The sequence below is a fragment of the Acinetobacter sp. YH01009 genome (assembly GCF_013420765.1).
GTDB lineage: Bacteria > Pseudomonadota > Gammaproteobacteria > Pseudomonadales > Moraxellaceae > Acinetobacter > Acinetobacter amyesii.
Genome location: NZ_VOYE01000002.1, coordinates 345,504 through 360,913, shown reverse-complemented (window position 1 = coordinate 360,913; position 15,410 = coordinate 345,504). Strand labels below are relative to the sequence as shown.

Below are 15,410 nucleotides of genomic sequence, written 5' to 3'. Positions count from 1 at the left end.
TTAGGAAACACAGGCGTATATGGCTTTATTTAATAATAACCGTTCAACTTTAGCTGCCTATGCCATGGTGCCCTTGGTTGCTATGGTCAGCACAGCAAGTTATGCACAAACATGGAAAATCAATTTACGTGATGCAGATCTTACGGCATTCATTAATGAAGTCGCAGATATCACGGGGAAAAATTTTGCAGTTGATCCACGGGTACGAGGAAATGTAACGGTTATTTCCAATAAGCCTTTAAATAAAAATGAAGTCTATGACCTGTTTCTCGGTGTATTGAATGTCAATGGCGTGGTAGCGATTCCATCAGGCAACACCATTAAACTGGTTCCAGACAGTAATGTAAAAAGCTCGGGCATTCCTTATGATGCGCGCCACCGTGCATCTGGAGACCAAATTGTCACCCGAGTGATTTGGCTTGATAACACCAATGCCAACGACTTAATTCCAGCCCTACGTCCATTGATGCCGCAATTTGCACATTTGTCAGCAGTGGCAGGGACCAATGCGCTGATTGTGTCAGATCGCGCAAGTAATATTTACCAGCTCGAAACGATTATTCGTAATTTAGATGGAACGGGTCAAAATGATATCGAAGCCGTGACGCTGCAATCGAGTCAGGCCGAAGAAATGATTGGGCTGTTAGAGTCGATGAGTTCGACCGGCGCATCAAAAGACCCAAAAGGGTCACGAATTCGTATCATCGCAGACAATCGAACCAATCGTATTATCATTAAAGGTGATACAGCGACACGTAAGCGTATTCGTAAGATTATTGAGACCTTAGATGTGCCTGCGGCAGATCGATTGGGTGGATTGAAAGTTTTTCGTCTAAAGTATGCAAGTGCAAAAAACTTGTCGGAAATCTTACAAGGCTTGGTCACGGGGCAGGCCGTTTCGAGTACGAATTCATCGAATAGCTCAAATAGCAGCACGATGAACAGTTTAATGAATGATAGTAACAGTTCAAATTCACAGTCATTCAGTTCACAAAACAACACCAGTTCTGGCATTAACCTCAACAGCAATAACTCTTCCAATAATACGCAAAACGGTATCTCAAGTTTTAACGCCAATGGCGTGAGTATTATTGCTGATGCAACACAAAATGCACTGATTGTAAAAGCAGATCCGCAGCTCATGCGAGAAATTGAATCTGCGATTCAGCAGCTCGATATTCGTCGTCAGCAAGTGCTGATCGAAGCGGCGATTATTGAAGTTGAAGGCACGGATACCGATCAGCTCGGTGTGCAATGGGCGTTGGGAGATATCAGTAGTGGTATCGGCTTAATTAACTTTGATAACTTTGGTTCTAGTTTAAAAAATATTGCCGCAGGATATTTAACTGGCGGCGCTGCGGGTGCAGGTAGCGCGGTGAGTGCCGGTACTTCTTTAGTTCTTGGTGATTATCGTGAAGGCAGTGATGGTTCGCGCAAACTCTATGGTGCGATGATTCAGGCCTTAAAAGAAAAAACCAAATCGAATCTATTATCTACACCGTCTATTGTGACGATGGACAACGAAGAAGCCTATATTGTGGTGGGTGAAAACGTTCCATTTGTGACAGGTTCGGTCACCACCAATGGTGGTACAGCCAATCCGTATACATCGATTGAGCGTAAAGATGTCGGTGTTACTTTGAAAGTTGTGCCGCATATTGGTGATGGCGGCTCGGTGCGTTTAGAGGTAGAGCAAGAAGTTTCTGATGTAAAAGACAATAAAGGTCAAGCGTCGGACTTGGTTACGACTAAACGTGCGATTAAAACCTCGATCTTGGCAGAGCATGGTCAAACGATTGTGTTGGGTGGTTTGATCTCTGACAATACATTGCATGGGCGTCAATCGGTTCCGGGGCTAGGGGCTATTCCTGTACTCGGCAAACTCTTTAGCTCGGAAGGAAAATCTAACAGTAAACGCAATTTACTGATCTTTATTCATCCGACTATTGTTGGAAATTCTGCCGATGTGAAGAAAATGTCTCAGCAGCGCTACAGTCAGCTCTATAGTCTGCAACTGGCACTGGATAATGACGGTAATTTTGCGAAATTACCTGAAAATGTGGATGATGTGTATCAACAGCGCATACCTGTTTCAAAAGGTACAGCGCCAGCCCCTGTGTATAAGACGGTACCGACAGCACCACAAATGACACAGCCAGCGGCAGTGGTCTCCACGCCAGTCGCCATTGAACCTGCGGTGAAGCGCCAAACCATTACCGTACCGAATGGCAAAGTGGCGGGCACGCCTTAGGTTAGACGGCAGGGTGGTTTAGCTTTGAAACCACAGCATGCTATGATGAAAAAAACGAGCAATAGAGAATTAACTTCATGACTTGGAAAATTCAAGCAATTTCTGGTGATTTAACAGGACAAGAAATTAGTATTGAGCGAGATATGTTGGTGGGGCGTCATCAACAAGCAGATATTGTTTTACAAGAATCTGATGTATCGCGTAAACATGCTGCCTTTGTACTGAAAGATCAGGCACTCTGGTTGCAAGATCTCAATTCATCTAATGGGACGTTTATTAATGATGTCCGTTTGACTGGTGAATCACTTTTAAAAGAAGGTGATATTGTACAGTTTGCCAGTGTGAAGTTTAGTTTATTGGCTCCAGCTAAAGCTGTTCAGATTCCAGCGGATATCGAACAAAGCGTTGAAGCATTGCAAACAGAAGAAATTACACCTGTTCAGCAGCCGTCTGAAGCTGTTGCAGTTTCTGAAAATGTGGCACAAGAGTCTGTAGCAAACACGTCTGAGACTAAGGCACAAGAGCCTGTCGTTAAAACCGCAGCACAACAAATGAATGATCAAGGTATGCCAGAGTTGAAAGAGCGAGATAGCTCAGTTCAATTGACTCGTGATGGTATGCCGACCAATGTAGATGTGCCTAAACCTGCACCAATTCCTGAGGGAATTGACGTAACTGCTGTTCCGAAAAATGAAGCATGTGATGTAGAAATTCCAGCGACATGTGTAGAGCAAGAGCGTGAAGCGCAAAAAAATGCCTCTGTGGGCTTAATCTCAGTCATTGTTTTAATCATTCTTGCAATTATTGCATGGGTCTTGTTTAAATAAACCGAGACATTCCTCAAAAGGCATGCATGGGCATGCCTTTTTTATGGGGAAAATTTACAAAAAAATAGAGGGACATTATGTTTGAAGTTCGTTTAGCAGAACGCCAAATGATTTTATTTGATCTGGATGGAACGCTAGTCGATTCAGCATCTGACTTACATCGTGCGATGAATATGAGTTTAAATGCGTTGCAATTACCGTTGGTCACAGAAGCGCAGGTGCGAAACTGGATTGGGAAAGGAACTTCATTGTTTTGTCATAGCGTACTTGAATACTTGACCGGGAAGGTGGATGCCGCACAGCACCATCTTTTACTGGAAACTTTTCTAAAGATTTACAATGCAGATCCTTGTGTTTTGACGCAGCCCTTTGACGGCATTCTAGAGTTCTTGGATTGGGCAAAAGCAGAAGAGAAAATTCTGATTTGTGTGACCAATAAACCAGAGCAACCGGCACGCAGTATTGTGCAGGCACTAGGTATGCATGAATACTTTGATGATGTGATTGGCGGAGATCGTTTTGAAGAGCGTAAACCACATCCCAAGCAGCTAGAGTATTGTGCGGAGCATTATGCCTTGCCGAAACAGCAAATTTTGATGGTGGGTGATTCTGTCAATGATGTAGAGGCAGCACGTCGTGCGGGTATTGATTGTATTGTGGTCAGCTATGGCTATAATCATGGTGAAAATATTCGAGATTGTCAGCCGCAGCACGTGGTTGATAACTTAAAAGAATTATTGGGTTGAAATAAGTAGGGTTAAGGAAGTGAAAATGAGCAAGTGTGTAGGTTTTCGATGGCGTCACTCAATCAGCATGAGAAGAAATTAACTGAAATTGACCACGCGAAATATAGAGAAACCCAAATGACTACACAAACTCAATTTGAACAACTGAAAACTGCTGGATATAACTTGATTCCGGTATATCGTCAGCGCTTGGCAGATACAGAAACTCCACTTTCTGTCTTTGCGCGATTAAAACAACATAAACAAGCCTATTTATTTGAATCTGTAGAGGGTGGCGAAAACTGGGCGCGTTACTCCATTATTGGCTTGGGCGAGTCCACCGTATTTTCGTGTAATGAAGGGCAGTTGACCGTTCAACATGCTGATGGCTCGGTTGAAAAACAACAATGTGCTGACCCATTTCAATACATTCGTGACTTCCAAGCACAATATAAAGTGCCTACACAGCAAGATTTGCCAGCGTTGCCGAGCTTTACCGGTGGATTGGTTGGATACTTTGGTTATGATGCTGTACGTTATATCGAACCAAAGCTCAATAACGTTCCAGAAGCTGACCCGGTCGGGATTCCGGATATTTGGATGATGCTATCAAAAACCGTCATCGTCTTTGATAACCTTAAGGATACCTTATTCTTAATTGTGCATGCCGATGTAAATGATGCTGAGGCCTATACCAAGGCGCAGCAACAATTGGATGAGCTAGAAGAACTTTTGGCAACCCCAATTGCACTCAAAGCAAATAAGCATACTGCACCACAGTTTGAATCCATCACTGGACATGACAATTTTATTGATTCTATTGCGAAAGTAAAAGAGTACATTAAGGCCGGTGATGTGATGCAGGTTGTGCCGGGCCATCGTATGGTATCCGATTTTGATGGTGAGCCTTTGCAGGTCTATCGTGCACTACGTCACCTCAATCCATCGCCATATTTGTTCTTGGTGCAAGGGCAGACACTAGAAAATGACATTCCTTTTCATATCGTCGGTTCATCACCTGAAATTTTGTCCCGTTTAGAAAATGGTGTGGCAACAGTTCGTCCTTTGGCGGGAACGCGACCACGGGGTAAAACAAAAGAAGAAGATTTAGCGCTAGAAAAAGATTTGCTATCTGATGAAAAAGAAATTGCAGAGCATTTGATGTTGATCGATTTGGGGCGAAATGATGTTGGACGCGTTTCTAAAATCGGTAAAGTTCACGTGACTGATCAAATGGTGATCGAACGTTATTCGCATGTCATGCACATTGTGTCAAATGTGCAAGGTGAAGTACGTGATGATGTCGATGCTTTGGATGTTTTTAAGGCAACATTCCCTGCGGGCACGCTTTCAGGCGCACCAAAAATCCGTGCTATGGAAATTATTGACGAAGTTGAACCAGTAAAACGTGGAATTTTTGGTGGTGCTGTTGGTTATTTAGGCTGGCATGGTGAAATGGACATGTCGATTGCGATTCGTACCTGTGTAATTCGAGAAAATAAGGTCTATGTTCAAGCTGGAGCAGGGGTAGTTTATGACTCAAATCCTGAATCAGAGTGGAATGAAACCCAAATAAAAGCTCGCGCAGTGATCAAAGCGGTTGAATTATCATCAAATGGATTGATTTTATGAGTTTTTCACGTTTTTTTTAGAAAAAACACTTGCAAGGATTTCAAGATTTGCTAAACTGCACACCGTTCCGATACGAAACGTACGAAACACTAAGAAACGCCGGCATAGCTCAGTTGGTAGAGCAACTGACTTGTAATCAGTAGGTCCACAGTTCGAATCCGTGTGCCGGCACCATCTTAGAGAGTTTGAGAGTGAGTAGAAAGAACGGCACTGAAGTAAGTGTAAAATGGTGAGGTTCCCGAGCGGTCAAAGGGGGCGGACTGTAACTCCGCTACGAAAGTTTCGAAGGTTCGAATCCTTCCCTCACCACCAATTTTAAGACTTCAATAAGTGGTTTGTACCAACATCGTGCGGGAGTAGCTCAGTTGGTAGAGCGGTAGCCTTCCAAGCTACATGTCGCGAGTTCGACCCTCGTCTCCCGCTCCATATCTATTGAAGTGCTTATATTTGCTCTTATAGCTCAGTGGTAGAGCACTCCCTTGGTAAGGGAGAGGTCTCGAGTTCAAATCTCGATAAGAGCTCCAGATTTTACAGTTTAGCAACTTTAAATGTTGCACAAGATTCCAGAAGCAGGCTTTTTAGTCTGCTTTTCAAGTATTGGGTGTTTATTTTTTTAGGCGATATGTCGGAGCTGGGTTTTACTCAGAATTGTGTTCGACGTAAACGAGGAAGAAAAGCATGGCTAAGGCTAAGTTTGAACGTAATAAGCCACACGTTAACGTGGGCACAATCGGTCACGTTGACCATGGTAAAACGACTTTAACAGCTGCGATTGCAACTGTATGTGCAAAAAAATTCGGTGGTGAAGCGAAAGATTACGCTGCAATCGACTCTGCACCAGAAGAAAAAGCACGTGGTATTACAATTAATACTTCACACGTAGAATACGATTCTCCAATCCGTCACTACGCTCACGTAGACTGCCCAGGTCACGCCGATTATGTTAAAAACATGATTACTGGTGCTGCGCAAATGGATGGTGCGATCCTTGTATGTGCTGCGACTGATGGTCCAATGCCACAAACTCGTGAACACATCCTTCTTTCTCGTCAGGTAGGTGTACCTTACATCGTTGTATTCTTAAACAAATGCGACCTTGTTGACGACGAAGAGCTTCTTGAATTAGTAGAAATGGAAGTTCGTGAACTTCTTTCTACTTATGACTTCCCAGGCGACGACACCCCAGTAATCCGTGGTTCTGCTCTTGCAGCGCTTAATGGTGAAGCTGGTCAATATGGCGAAGACGCAGTAGTTGCTCTTGTTGAAGCTCTTGACTCTTACATTCCAGAGCCAGAACGTGCTATCGACCTTGCATTCCTTATGCCAATCGAAGATGTATTCTCAATTTCAGGTCGTGGTACAGTAGTAACTGGCCGTGTTGAAACTGGTATCGTGAAAGTAGGCGAAGAAGTTGAAATCGTTGGTATTAAAGATACAGTTAAAACAACTGTAACTGGCGTAGAAATGTTCCGTAAACTTCTTGACGAAGGTCGTGCGGGCGAGAACTGTGGTGTTCTTCTACGTGGTACTAAACGTGAAGACGTTCAACGTGGTCAAGTATTGGCTAAACCAGGTACAATCAAACCGCATACTAAATTCGACGCAGAAGTATACGTACTTTCTAAAGACGAAGGTGGTCGTCATACTCCATTCCTTAACGGTTACCGTCCACAGTTCTACTTCCGTACAACTGACGTAACTGGTGCGATCGCGCTTAAAGAAGGCGTTGAAATGGTTATGCCTGGTGACAACGTGGAAATGTCAGTAGAATTAATCCACCCAATCGCAATGGACGCTGGCTTACGCTTCGCGATCCGTGAAGGTGGCCGTACAGTTGGTGCGGGTGTTGTTTCTAAAGTAACTGCATAATATAATACAGTTATCTTTGTACAGATCGAGAGTTTCGACTCTCGATTTGCTCTGCAGGTCAGTAGTTCAATTGGTAGAGCGTCGGTCTCCAAAACCGAATGTTGGGGGTTCGAGTCCCTCCTGGCCTGCCAAATTTTTTTAAAAAGAAGCTTGATGCTGGCTCAACTGGTCATATAATAAGTCGCGAATCCTACGACGAGTACAAAAATGTCGAATGATAAATCGCGTGACGCATTAAGCGACGCGCCAATTCCTCAAAGAAATAATCCTGCTGAAGTTGTTAATTCTGGTTCCCCTTTAGACTATGTTCTGTGGGTTATCGCGTTGATTTTACTCGGTAGTTCTATGATGGTGAATCAACATTTGCCAGCATACTGGGCACCAGCGAATGATGTTTGGGTCCGTGTTGGGGTAATTTTGGCTTGTATCATCGTGGCTTTAGGTTTATTATACGCCACCCATCAAGGCAAAGGCTTTGTTCGATTGTTGAAAGATGCTCGAATTGAGTTACGTCGAGTGACTTGGCCAACCAAGCAAGAGACCATGACCACATCTTGGCAGGTACTTGCGGTAGTCTTAGTGGCATCTATTTTATTATGGTGCTTTGACTATGCTTTGAGCTGGTTAATGAAGTTTATTATCGGGTAAGAGAGCTATGAAACGTTGGTACATTATTCATGCCTATTCTGGTTATGAAAAACAAGTGTTACGCTCACTTAATGATCGAATCCAGCGTAGCGCTGTAGCCGATAGCTTTGGTGAAGTCCTTGTCCCTACTGAAGAAGTAGTGGAAATGAAGGATGGTAAGAAACGTAAATCTGAGCGTAAATTCTTTCCCGGCTATGTGTTAGTCGAGATGGAAATGAATGATGAAACTTGGCACATTGTTAAAGAATGTCCAAAAGTATTAGGTTTCATCGGTGGTACTGCAGAAAAGCCTGCACCAATTACGCAAAAAGAAGCTGATGCGATTCTTGCACGTGTACGCAATACTGGCGAAGCACCTCGTCCTAAGACGATGTTTGAACCAGGTGAAGAATTACTCGTAATTGACGGTCCATTCACCGATTTTAAAGGCGTGGTGGAAGAAGTTCTATACGATAAGTCACGTTTAACGTTGACGATTAATGTATTTAATCGACCAACTCAGGTTGAGCTGGAATTTCGCCAAGTCGAAAAATCGGTTTAATTTAACTTGGTTGATAAACGCCCGATTTGTTATGAGTCGGGCATTGTTGTTGTAACGGTATCGTTACTTATATGTATGGGGAGCCTAGCGGCGTTAGTACCCAGAGGTAATTGAAATGGCTAAGAAGATTGACGGCTATATCAAGCTGCAAGTTCCAGCTGGTAAAGCAAATCCATCTCCACCGATTGGTCCTGCACTAGGTCAACGTGGTGTTAACATCATGGCATTCTGTAAAGAATTTAATGCTGCGACACAAAAAGTTGAAGCTGGTCTTCCAATTCCAGTAGTGATCACTGTGTACAACGACAAGTCGTTCACATTCATCATGAAAACTCCTCCTGCTGCGATTCTTCTTAAGAAAGCTGCGGGCATCCAAAAGGGTTCAGCTGTACCTAACAAAACTAAAGTTGGTAAGTTGACTCGCGCTCAATTAGAAGAAATTGCGACTACTAAAGAACCAGATCTTACTGGTGCTGATTTAGACGCACGTGTACGTACCATTGCTGGTTCTGCGCGTTCTATGGGCTTGGAAGTGGAGCTATAAGACATGGCTAAATTAACTAAACGTCAAAAAGCCATTGTTGCTGCTGTTGAAGCTAACAAAGTTTACACTTTGGAAGAAGCAGTTGCAGTTCTTAACGGCCTTCCAGCAGTAAAATTCAAAGAATCTTTGGATGTTGCTGTAAACCTAGGTGTTGATCCTCGTAAATCTGACCAAGTTGTTCGTGGCGCGACTACACTTCCTGCAGGTACTGGTAAAACTGTACGTGTAGCTGTGTTTGCTCAAGGCGCTGCTGCTGAAGCTGCTAAAGCTGAAGGCGCGGACGTTGTTGGTTTTGATGATCTTGCTGAAAGCATCCAAGCGGGTAACCTTGACTTTGACGTAGTAATTGCAGCTCCGGATGCAATGCGCGTTGTTGGTAAGTTAGGTACGATTCTTGGTCCACGTGGCTTAATGCCAAACCCTAAAGTGGGTACTGTAACTCCTGACGTAGCTTCTGCTGTTAAAAATGCGAAAGCTGGTCAAGCACGTTACCGTGTAGACAAAGCAGGTATCATCCACGCTGCGATCGGTCAAGTAGGTTTCACTGCTGAAGCTGTTCGTTCAAACGTTGAAGCTCTTGTAGCAGACCTTAAGAAAGCAAAACCTGCTACTTCTAAAGGTGTTTACATCCAAAAGATCACTCTAAGCTCTACTATGGGTCCTGGTCTTGTTGTTGATGTGGCAAACGTTTCTAAATAAGTTTCGACTTATTACAGAATTTTAAAGCCCTGAGTAATATTTGAAGCACCGCTTTAAATATTACGCAAGAAACGTTCCGTCGTATATTGCGTGATTCAGGCAAACTTTGAATTGATAAATTTAGATTTATCAGCGTCAAAGACCTCAGGCGAGGGGAGTTTTATGCTTTCTTCTTAATAGCCCAGCCTGAGTAGACGCGGTGGTGTGATTTGTTCCTCCTCCGCGTGTTGGTTCAGTGATGAGCTAACGAATTGGGAGTGCATCTGTATAGGTGCATAAATCACCGTTAGGAGGTTTTACAATGGCTCTTCTTATCGAAGGCAAAAAACAGATCGTAGCTGAAGTAACTGAAGTTGCTTCTACTGCGTATGCTGCTGTTGTTGCTGACTATCAAGGTTTAACTGTTGAGCAATTAACTGCTCTACGTGTTGAAGCTCGTAAACTAGGTGTTGCTACTCGTGTAGTTCGTAACACTTTGGCTAAACGTGCTCTTCAAGATACTCAATTCAATATCTTGAGCGACAACCTTGTTGGCCCAACAATCTTAGCTTTCTCAACTTCTGAAGACGACATGGGCGCAGCTGCTCGTTTGTTCGAAGAATTTGCTAAAACTAATAAAGCATTTGAACTTAAAGCTGCTGCATTTGACGGTAAAGTTTATCAAGGTGCTGAAGTTAGCGTTATCGCGAACCTTCCAAACCAAGAGAAAGCGCTTACTATGCTTGCAAACGTTCTTCAAGCTCCTATTTCGAAATTGGGTCGCCTTATTACTGCGCTCAAAGAGAAAAACGAGTCAGAAGCTGCTTAAGCTTAAATCAATTTACACACCATTCAATACCCATTTGGAGTTACTCTCATGGCTTTAACAAACGAAGAAATCTTAAACGCAGTTGCTGAAAAAACTGTTCTTGAACTTGTTGAACTTATTTCTGCTTTCGAAGAAAAATTCAACGTATCTGCTGCTGCTGTAGCAGTTGCTGCTGCTCCTGGCGCTGCTGGTGCTGCTGCTGAAGAACAATCAGAATTCAACGTTGAGTTGACTTCTTTCGGTGCTAACAAAGTTGCTGTAATTAAAGCAGTTCGTGAAGCTACTGGCCTTGGTCTTAAAGAAGCTAAAGATCTTGTTGAAAGCGCTCCTTCAGTTCTTAAAGAAGGCGTTTCTAAAGAAGAAGGCGAAGAACTTAAGAAAAAACTTGAAGAAGCTGGTGCTACAGTTACACTTAAGTAATCTTAAGGGGAGTCGATTTTTTTATAATCGGCTCCAAAAAATGGCTGGTGGCCCTTGGGTCATCAGCCTTTTTGCGTTACAATAATCGGCTCGATTTTTGTTTGCATGATATAAAAATCATACAAATTAAAAATAATTTATAAAACCAAACGCTTACCAATATTTTTCAGTAAAAAATATTGTTAAGCGTTTTAATACCACTAAAAATTGCAGCATTTGTGAAAGTGGTGGCCATATCGGCCTGCGTAATTCCTTCTAAGTTCGTTCTGCAGGCGGACTTAGTTTACTTTCCGAGGACTCCAGATGGCATACTCATATACCGAAAAGAAACGGATCCGTAAGAATTTTGGTAAATTGCCCAAGGTAATGGATGTTCCGTACTTGCTCGCGATTCAAGTCGACTCGTACCGAACTTTCCTTCAAGACGGCAAAACTCCAAAAAACCGCGAAGATATCGGTCTCCAAGCCGCATTTCGTTCAGTTTTTCCTATTGAAAGTTATTCTGGCAATGCTGCTTTAGAATTTGTTGAGTATAGTCTTGGTAAGCCTGAATTTGATGTGCGCGAATGTATTCTTCGTGGCTCAACTTATGCGGCGCCAATGCGTGTAAAAATTCGTCTGATCATTAAAGATCGCGAAACTAAAACAATCAAAGATGTGCGTGAGCAAGAAGTCTACATGGGTGAAATGCCACTTATGACAGACAACGGTACCTTTGTGATCAATGGTACTGAGCGTGTAATCGTATCTCAATTACACCGTTCACCAGGTGTATTCTTTGATCACGATAAAGGCAAAACTCACTCTAGCGGTAAAGTTCTTTATTCTGCTCGTATCATTCCTTACCGTGGTTCATGGTTAGACTTTGAATTCGATGCAAAAGATCTTGTATATGTTCGTATTGACCGTCGTCGTAAATTACTTGCGACTGTTGTGCTTCGTGCCTTGGGTTATAATAACGAACAAATCCTAGACATGTTCTACGAAAAAGTACCTGTATATCTTGATATGGGTAGCTATCAAATTGACTTGGTTCCAGAACGTCTACGTGGCGAAATGGCACAGTTTGATATCGTGGGTACAGACGGTAAAACAATTGTTGAACAAGGTAAACGTATTAACGCGCGCCATGTTCGTCAAATGGAAGCAGCAGGTCTTGAAAAACTTTCTGTTCCTGATGAATACCTATATGAACGTATCGTTGCTGAAGATGTAACGTTACGTGATGGCGAAGTTGTTGCGGCAAATACCGTACTTAGCCATGAAATTATGGTGAAATTGGCTGAGGGCGGCGTTAAGCAATTCAACGTACTTTATACCAATGACATCGACCGTGGTCCATTCATTGCGGACTCTTTACGTGCAGATACTACAACTGGTCGTGAAGAAGCACTTGTAGAAATCTACAAAGTGATGCGTCCGGGTGAGCCACCAACAAAAGAAGCTGCTGAAAACTTATTCAATAACTTGTTCTTCTCTTCTGAACGTTATGACTTATCACCAGTAGGTCGTATGAAGTTCAACCGTCGTTTGGGTCGTCCTTACGAAGTGGGTACGGATCAGAAGTCTCGTGAAGTTGAAGGTATTCTTTCAAACGAAGACATCACTGATGTATTGAAAACATTAGTTGAAATCCGTAACGGTAAAGGTGAAGTCGACGATATCGATCACTTGGGTAACCGTCGTGTTCGTTCTGTTGGTGAAATGACAGAAAACCAATTCCGTGTTGGTCTAGTTCGTGTTGAACGTGCTGTTAAAGAACGTTTATCTCAAGCTGAAACTGATAACTTGTCTCCGCAAGATTTAATCAATGCGAAACCAGTTGCTGCTGCAATCAAAGAATTCTTTGGTTCAAGCCAGTTGTCTCAGTTCATGGACCAAAACAACCCGTTGTCTGAAATTACACACAAACGTCGTGTATCAGCATTGGGCCCAGGTGGTTTGACTCGTGAGCGTGCGGGCTTCGAAGTACGTGACGTACATCAAACTCACTACGGTCGTGTATGTCCAATTGAGACTCCTGAAGGTCCAAACATTGGTTTGATTAACTCATTGTCTGTATACGCTAAATGTAACAGCTTCGGTTTCTTGGAAACTCCATACCGTAAAGTTGTTGATGGTCGTGTAACGGATGATGTTGAATACCTTTCTGCGATTGAAGAAGTAGGTACTGTGATTGCACAGGCCGATTCTGGTATCGATAAAGACGGTAACTTAACTGAAGAATTCGTATCTGTACGTCACCAAGGTGAATTCGTACGTATTCCACCAGAAAAAGTAACGCATATGGATGTATCTGCTCAGCAGGTGGTATCTGTAGCGGCATCACTTATTCCGTTCCTTGAACACGATGATGCCAACCGTGCATTGATGGGTTCAAACATGCAGCGTCAGGCTGTTCCTACATTACGTGCTGACAAACCGCTTGTTGGTACAGGTATGGAAGCAAACGTAGCGCATGACTCGGGTGTGTGTGTACTTGCGAAACGTGGTGGTCGTATTGAATTCGTTGATGCTTCTCGTGTCGTTATTCGTGTAAACGAAGAAGAGATGGTGGCAGGCGAAGCAGGTGTAGATATCTACAACCTGATCAAATACACACGTTCGAACCAAAATACATGTATCAACCAAAACGTTGTTGTACGTTTAGGTGATAAAGTTGCACGTGGTGACGTTCTTGCTGATGGTCCATCAACAGATGGCGGTGAATTGGCATTGGGTCAAAACATGCGTGTAGCGTTCATGACTTGGAACGGTTACAACTACGAAGACTCGATCTTATTATCAGAGCGTGTACTTCAAGAAGATCGTTTAACGTCTATACACATCCAAGAGCTTTCATGTGTTGCACGTGATACCAAATTGGGTGCTGAAGAAATTACAGCGGATATCCCGAACGTGGGTGAAGCTGCACTTTCTAAATTGGATGAATCAGGTATCGTTTATATCGGTGCTGAAGTAACTGCTGGTGACATTCTTGTAGGTAAAGTAACGCCTAAAGGTGAAACTCAGTTAACTCCGGAAGAAAAATTGCTTCGCGCAATCTTCGGTGAAAAAGCGGCTGACGTAAAAGACTCTTCATTACGTGTATCTTCATCTGTGAAAGGTACTGTAATTGACGTTCAAGTATTTACACGTGACGGTCTTGAAAAAGACGAACGTGCTCAAGCAATTGAGAAAGCACAACTTGATGCTTACCGTAAAGACTTGAAAGAAGAATACAAAATCTTCGAAGAAGCGGCTCGTGAACGTATTGTTCGTCTATTGAAAGGTCAAGAATCTAACGGTGGCGGTACAACTAAACGCGGTGACAAATTAACTGAAGAGTTATTGTCTGGTCTTGAGTTGGTTGATCTTATTGAAATCCAACCAGTTGACGAAGCGATTGCTGAGCGTTTAACTCAAATTCAAGTGTTCTTGAAAGAGAAGAGCCTTGAAATTGACGAAAAATTTGCAGAGAAAAAACGCAAACTTTCTACAGGTGATGAACTAACAACTGGCGTATTGAAAGTTGTTAAAGTTTACTTGGCTGTAAAACGTCGCATCCAACCGGGTGATAAAATGGCGGGTCGTCACGGTAACAAAGGTGTTGTATCAAACATCTTGCCTGTAGAAGACATGCCACACGATGCAAACGGTGTTCCAGTTGATGTTGTACTTAACCCACTGGGTGTACCATCACGTATGAACGTGGGTCAGATTCTTGAAACTCACTTAGGTATGGCAGCTAAAGGTCTTGGCGATCAAATCGACAAGATGATGAAAGAGCAACGTACTGTACTTGAGCTTCGTGATTTCTTAGACAAGATTTACAACAAAGTTGGTGGCGAACAAGAAGATCTTGATAGCTTGACTGATGAAGAAATCTTGGTGCTTTCAGGTAACTTGCGTAAAGGTGTTCCTTTAGCAACACCAGTATTTGATGGTGCTGAAGAATCACAAATTAAAGAATTGTTAGAACTTGGTGGCATTTCACGTACTGGTCAAACAGTATTGTATGATGGTCGTACAGGTGAACGTTTTGACCGTCCAGTAACTGTAGGTTACATGTACATGTTGAAACTGAACCACTTGGTTGACGACAAGATGCATGCGCGTTCTACTGGTTCTTACTCTCTAGTAACTCAACAGCCGCTTGGTGGTAAAGCACAATTCGGTGGTCAGCGTTTCGGTGAGATGGAAGTATGGGCACTCGAAGCTTACGGTGCAGCATACACACTTCAAGAAATGCTTACTGTGAAGTCGGATGACGTTGAAGGTCGTACCCGTATCTATAAGAACATTGTAGATGGTAACCATTACATGGACCCAGGTATGCCTGAATCGTTCAACGTATTGACCAAAGAGATCCGTTCTTTAGGTATCAACATTGAACTGAAAAATGGTGACTAATTAGCTCCATTGAATCTCCCTTGCGAAGCAGTGCTTCTCACCTCTTTAATCAAG

Annotated in this window: 12 protein-coding genes and 5 tRNA genes; all 17 read left to right on the top strand. The window is 43.0% G+C overall.

Annotated features, from left to right (window positions below; translation table 11 throughout):
* Nucleotides 1–19: 19 nt before the first annotated feature.
* The 17 genes from gspD (at nucleotide 20) to rpoB (ending at nucleotide 15,356) form a co-directional block, all read left to right on the top strand.
* The gene (gspD, locus tag FTT76_RS04480) at nucleotides 20–2,251 is read left to right on the top strand and encodes a type II secretion system secretin GspD (protein WP_180025944.1); all 2,232 of its coding nucleotides are present in this window, start codon (nucleotides 20–22) and stop codon (nucleotides 2,249–2,251) included.
* Between the two features lie 77 nt (nucleotides 2,252–2,328).
* Nucleotides 2,329–3,078 carry an FHA domain-containing protein gene (locus FTT76_RS04475; RefSeq protein ID WP_180025945.1) on the top strand — a complete coding sequence of 250 codons (750 nt, stop codon included), beginning with the start codon at nucleotides 2,329–2,331 and terminating at the stop codon, nucleotides 3,076–3,078.
* 77 nt (nucleotides 3,079–3,155) lie between these two features.
* Nucleotides 3,156–3,824 (top strand): phosphoglycolate phosphatase, encoded by a 669-nt coding sequence (gph, locus tag FTT76_RS04470; RefSeq protein WP_180025946.1) that lies wholly within the window; start codon nucleotides 3,156–3,158, stop codon nucleotides 3,822–3,824.
* A 117-nt stretch (nucleotides 3,825–3,941) separates the two neighbouring features.
* Entirely contained in the window at nucleotides 3,942–5,435 is a 1,494-nt protein-coding gene (gene trpE / locus FTT76_RS04465; RefSeq protein WP_078193306.1) for an anthranilate synthase component I, read from the top strand.
* A gap of 98 nt (nucleotides 5,436–5,533) precedes the next feature.
* Nucleotides 5,534–5,609, top strand: a tRNA-Thr gene (locus FTT76_RS04460).
* Between the two features lie 54 nt (nucleotides 5,610–5,663).
* Nucleotides 5,664–5,747: transfer RNA gene (locus FTT76_RS04455), tRNA-Tyr, on the top strand.
* A gap of 38 nt (nucleotides 5,748–5,785) precedes the next feature.
* A tRNA-Gly gene (locus FTT76_RS04450) sits at nucleotides 5,786–5,861 on the top strand.
* A 23-nt stretch (nucleotides 5,862–5,884) separates the two neighbouring features.
* Nucleotides 5,885–5,959 (top strand) — tRNA-Thr (locus FTT76_RS04445).
* A 154-nt stretch (nucleotides 5,960–6,113) separates the two neighbouring features.
* On the top strand, nucleotides 6,114–7,304 hold the full coding sequence (tuf, locus tag FTT76_RS04440; RefSeq protein ID WP_078190047.1) for an elongation factor Tu: 1,191 nt from the start codon (nucleotides 6,114–6,116) through the stop codon (nucleotides 7,302–7,304).
* Between the two features lie 55 nt (nucleotides 7,305–7,359).
* A tRNA-Trp gene (locus FTT76_RS04435) sits at nucleotides 7,360–7,435 on the top strand.
* 76 nt (nucleotides 7,436–7,511) lie between these two features.
* The gene (gene secE / locus FTT76_RS04430) at nucleotides 7,512–7,952 is read left to right on the top strand and encodes a preprotein translocase subunit SecE (RefSeq protein ID WP_078189832.1); all 441 of its coding nucleotides are present in this window, start codon (nucleotides 7,512–7,514) and stop codon (nucleotides 7,950–7,952) included.
* Nucleotides 7,953–7,959: 7 nt separating this feature from the next.
* Entirely contained in the window at nucleotides 7,960–8,493 is a 534-nt protein-coding gene (gene nusG / locus FTT76_RS04425) for a transcription termination/antitermination protein NusG (RefSeq protein WP_078189831.1), read from the top strand.
* A gap of 115 nt (nucleotides 8,494–8,608) precedes the next feature.
* Nucleotides 8,609–9,037, top strand: coding sequence for a 50S ribosomal protein L11 (gene rplK, locus FTT76_RS04420; protein WP_004868049.1), 429 nt, complete (start codon nucleotides 8,609–8,611; stop codon nucleotides 9,035–9,037).
* Between the two features lie 3 nt (nucleotides 9,038–9,040).
* On the top strand, nucleotides 9,041–9,736 hold the full coding sequence (rplA, locus tag FTT76_RS04415) for a 50S ribosomal protein L1 (protein WP_078189830.1): 696 nt from the start codon (nucleotides 9,041–9,043) through the stop codon (nucleotides 9,734–9,736).
* A gap of 301 nt (nucleotides 9,737–10,037) precedes the next feature.
* Complete coding sequence (gene rplJ / locus FTT76_RS04410) at nucleotides 10,038–10,544, top strand: 50S ribosomal protein L10 (protein ID WP_111885844.1); 507 nt, start codon at nucleotides 10,038–10,040, stop codon at nucleotides 10,542–10,544.
* A gap of 48 nt (nucleotides 10,545–10,592) precedes the next feature.
* Entirely contained in the window at nucleotides 10,593–10,964 is a 372-nt protein-coding gene (gene rplL, locus FTT76_RS04405; protein WP_078189828.1) for a 50S ribosomal protein L7/L12, read from the top strand.
* 303 nt (nucleotides 10,965–11,267) lie between these two features.
* Nucleotides 11,268–15,356 carry a DNA-directed RNA polymerase subunit beta gene (gene rpoB / locus FTT76_RS04400; protein ID WP_180007035.1) on the top strand — a complete coding sequence of 1,363 codons (4,089 nt, stop codon included), beginning with the start codon at nucleotides 11,268–11,270 and terminating at the stop codon, nucleotides 15,354–15,356.
* Nucleotides 15,357–15,410: the final 54 nt, after the last annotated feature.